Source organism: Nguyenibacter vanlangensis (genome assembly GCF_013376155.1).
Classification (GTDB): domain Bacteria; phylum Pseudomonadota; class Alphaproteobacteria; order Acetobacterales; family Acetobacteraceae; genus Gluconacetobacter; species Gluconacetobacter vanlangensis.
This window is the reverse complement of the sequence record NZ_JABXXP010000272.1, coordinates 1-3,721: the sequence shown is the minus strand read 5'-3', so window position 1 is coordinate 3,721 and position 3,721 is coordinate 1. Positions and strand designations below refer to the sequence as shown.

Sequence of the window (3,721 nt, the reverse complement as noted above, 5' to 3'; positions counted from 1 at the left end):
CAGCAGGCTCTCCTGGTTCACGCGCGGCGTCCGGCGCATTGTCAGGCTCCTCCAGTTCCGCAAACCAATGCCGCCATTATGGGCATCCGGATGAAACTGATGGGTGGTGAGTCGCGAACCCCATGCAGCCTGGAGACCATTTCCATGGAAGACGTTTTCCCAAAATAATAGAGAGGGCTGGATTTCGTCATTACGGTCCCGACCAGGATGTGCCCCAACGGAGTTGCCTCAGTACTCGGCTCGATCCGCAACTTTTGGGACTGGACGTTCCACTCGGCATCCCAATGCAGCGACAAGAAATAATTATGCTCATTTGTAATCGTATTCGTACCTACGCCTATTCCAATCCCACGCGACGGATTTTCACAATATATCAAGCCGTTTATGGCAGCGACACGCGGCGTGCGTTTCTCGCATTCCCGTAGAACAAGGGCGACCGCTACCGTTGCGAGCGACATCATGTAGATGGACCGCCTCTTCATAAACTTTCTATTCACGTCGTAATGTCCATCGACGTTGGATACCTCTTCGCCTACCCCACCGACATCGAACCGCTTCGTTCGTCTCGTCAGCGATTCATGGGCCACATCGGTTCGCATGCGCGGTGCCCAGAAGTTCAATATAATTGCTGCTGGCAGGATTGTGACAAAGGCTTGCGGAAAGGGCGCCATTGCCGGCACCGTAAACGTACATTCCCCTGAATCGCAACGCATTGTCTCCTTCAAGAGAGAGAGGACACATTGAGTTTGTGACGCCCTCCCCCCGCTTTGAGCCCTCACTCATCTTTCTCTCCCGGCATCCTGGATAGAGCGATTCAGCGGAGACAGGAGATAGCTGATGATGCGCCTGCGTCCAGTGAGGATTTCGGCGGTGACCGCCATGCCCGACTGAAGCCGCGCCGTTCGGCCCTCGACAGGGAGGGTGGCGTGGTCAAGTGCGATGCGTGCGACGTAGCCGCTGCCCTCACCGCCGTCGAGATCGGGCTCACTGCCGCTCTGCATGCCCGCTGCGGGTGTGCCAGCACGTCCTGGCATGTCATCCTGAGTATCTTTCGTCGTATCATCCACCGCATCTCGGCTGACCGACACGACGCGCCCCGGAACCAGGCCATACCGCGTGAACTTGAACGCCGCGACCTTCACCTGCACCCGCTGCCCGACCTGCACGAAACCGATGTCGCGGTTCGCAATCATCGCTTCCACCACGAGGTGTTGATCGTCGGGCACGATGACCATCAACTTCTCCCCGGGCGTTACGACCCCGTGGCTGCTATGCACCGCCAGTTGCTGTACTGTACCCGTGACGGGCGCCCGGAGCACGGTTTCGTTCGCCTCGTGCGCGGCCGCTCGGTAGGAGGCCTCATCCTCGCCCAATGTCCGTTGGGCTTCCGACAGGTCCTGCAGCACGCCACGCACATAGTCCGCCTGCTGCGCCGCATATTGCTTGGTGAGCGACGCCAGTTCCGCTACCGCTTCGCCGCGATGCGCGATCTGGATTGCCAGATCATGGGCCGCGTCCGAAAAGCGCTGGGCGCTCGACAGAAGATCGATCTTGGTTGCCAGGCGTTGCGCGTAGAGCTTGGCATACATATTCCGCACATCCGCCAGCATCGGCAACTCGGCCTTCAGCTTATCAACCGTGCCGGCATCTTCCACGGCTTCAACCCGCTTTTCCGCCATCTGCTGCGTCAGGGAGGCAAGCTTGACCTCCTGTTCGCTGGAACGTGCCGAGACGGAAGCAAACTCTTGCTCGATTTGTGCCAGGGTGACGCCAATTGGGGGGCGGAAATGCAACGGGTGTCCCGGGGATGCCATTTGATCACGCAACGCTATAAGCCCCGCCACGGCCAATCGCGACGCCGCTAGGTCAGCTGCCTGCTTGTCGCGCGCGGCCAGTGCAGACACAGCGTCGAGCCTTAACACCGGCTGACCCGTGACGACGTGGTCCCCATCCGCGACCAGGATCTGCTGGAGGTTGGCGGTGCTGACGGCTTGCACTAAGCTGTCAGGTTGTGAGACGTCATTGGGATGTATCATGATGCGATCGACATCGCCCATGATGACTGCCTCGTTTGTGGCGTTGTAGCTGCGATTACGAAGGCGTTTTATGTAAAGATTTTCTGAGAAGAAGCTTTTTACAAAAATATCTCGAATTCAATTGATATTCTTATTCATGCACACTGCATGGTTCCTGTAAAGCGTTTGTCTTACCAGAAGGTCAAGTCATCCTTCGAAGCTTTATAAAAACCATTTTAATGAATACGGGACTGACTGCTTATTAAGCTATGTTCCGATCGAGGGAGGTATTCTACAAGCGATTCATTGATTGCCGAGAGCGCGCCCGTGCGGATTACTTGATTGGGAACCGGCGAGCCACATTCATGAGATCAAACACGGCATGCAGGAAGCCTTTCACCATATGAAGGGCGGACGGAACACGAGACGCAGCGCATACGCGGCCGCGATCGCCATGTCGAAAGAGCGCAGCGGTTTTCCAGGTGTCATCCGGCAGGGCGGCGTCCGCGCTGAAATCGCCGAGAGACCAAGTCAGAACGTGATCGACCTTCGTTGTGGAAGGCCTGCTTCATTTGGCGATCAGTTTCGAACGCAATACCGTTTTCTCCGAATATGGTGCCGACGTGCCTCGTTGCGTTTGAAGCGCATGCCGCATCATAACACCCATCGCAGCCTCGTATCCTGATTTCTAAATTCCTATCCACGTTTCTGCGGACAACGACGGTTCATTGGCAGAAGCGTTGGATTGACGCCAGGATGTCGTCAGCGGACTTCGTCCATCAGGAGGCTTTGGATCAGCGTTCCAGGCGTCGATGCATCCATTCGCCTGGCCCGTTGAAATAGGTGGAATAGCCGGGCCAGCCATTACGCCCGTGCGAACGCCGGCCGGCCGGCGGAGCGAGAGGCGTCCGGCTGGCATGTCCGCATTGTGGTCGTGACATCATCGAGATGTCCGTGCGGGCAACTGTGCCGAGCCTGCGGCGGACCTTGAAAAGCGAGGTCCGAGCCGAGGAGCATGCCGGGGTGGCTATTCGGCGGCCGGGAGGGGGATGGCGCGGCCGGCGGTGGGGGGGATGAGGGTTTCGACCTGGCGGCGGGTGTTGACGACGTCCTTGGCCAGGATGGTGCCGTTGGAATCGAGCAGCACGAGGGTGGGAAGGCGGTTGATCTGCAGGACGAGGCCGAGTTCGACCCCCGTGACGAAGGGGATGGCGGCCAGGCCCATGCGGTCGCGCATGGCGTCCAATTCGGGCGCGGCGCCGTCGCCGACCAGGATGGGGGTGAGGCCCCGGTCGCGGGCGACGTCGAGCGCGATGGGCAGGACGCGTTTGCAGATCGGGCAGTCGGGGGCGACGAAGAGCAGCATCTGCACCGTGCCGGGGGGCAGGGCCTCGCCCAGCGGGAAGGGCTGGCCCGCGAGGGTGCGCATGGTGATGCGGGGGATGGCCTGGCCGGGTTCGAGCCCCGTATGGGCCTGTTGCGGGCCGATGGGGGCGATGCGTTCGTGCAGGACGCCGATCTGCCGCGCGAGGGCGAGCACCACGAGGATGAGGGAAGCGAGGGCCGCGAACAGCAGGAGTTGCGAGACGATCAGGGCGGCGATCATGCGGACTGGTCCTTGGGGCCGGCGGAATACAGGGCGGAGACGGCCAGCGACAGGGCCAGCAGGCAGGCGCCCGCCGCCAGCGCCTGGAGGCGCAGCAGGG

2 protein-coding genes are annotated in these 3,721 nt (G+C 60.2%); both read right to left on the bottom strand.

Annotation, left to right across the window (positions count from 1 at the left end; genetic code table 11):
* Positions 1-779: 779 nt before the first annotated feature.
* Positions 780-2,057, bottom strand: coding sequence for an HlyD family type I secretion periplasmic adaptor subunit (locus tag HUK84_RS12210; RefSeq protein WP_176640535.1), 1,278 nt, complete (start codon positions 2,055-2,057; stop codon positions 780-782).
* 985 nt (positions 2,058-3,042) lie between these two features.
* Positions 3,043-3,621: a thioredoxin-like domain-containing protein gene (locus HUK84_RS12205; protein WP_176640534.1), complete on the bottom strand. Its 579-nt coding sequence runs from the start codon at positions 3,619-3,621 to the stop codon at positions 3,043-3,045.
* Positions 3,622-3,721 lie beyond the last annotated feature (100 nt).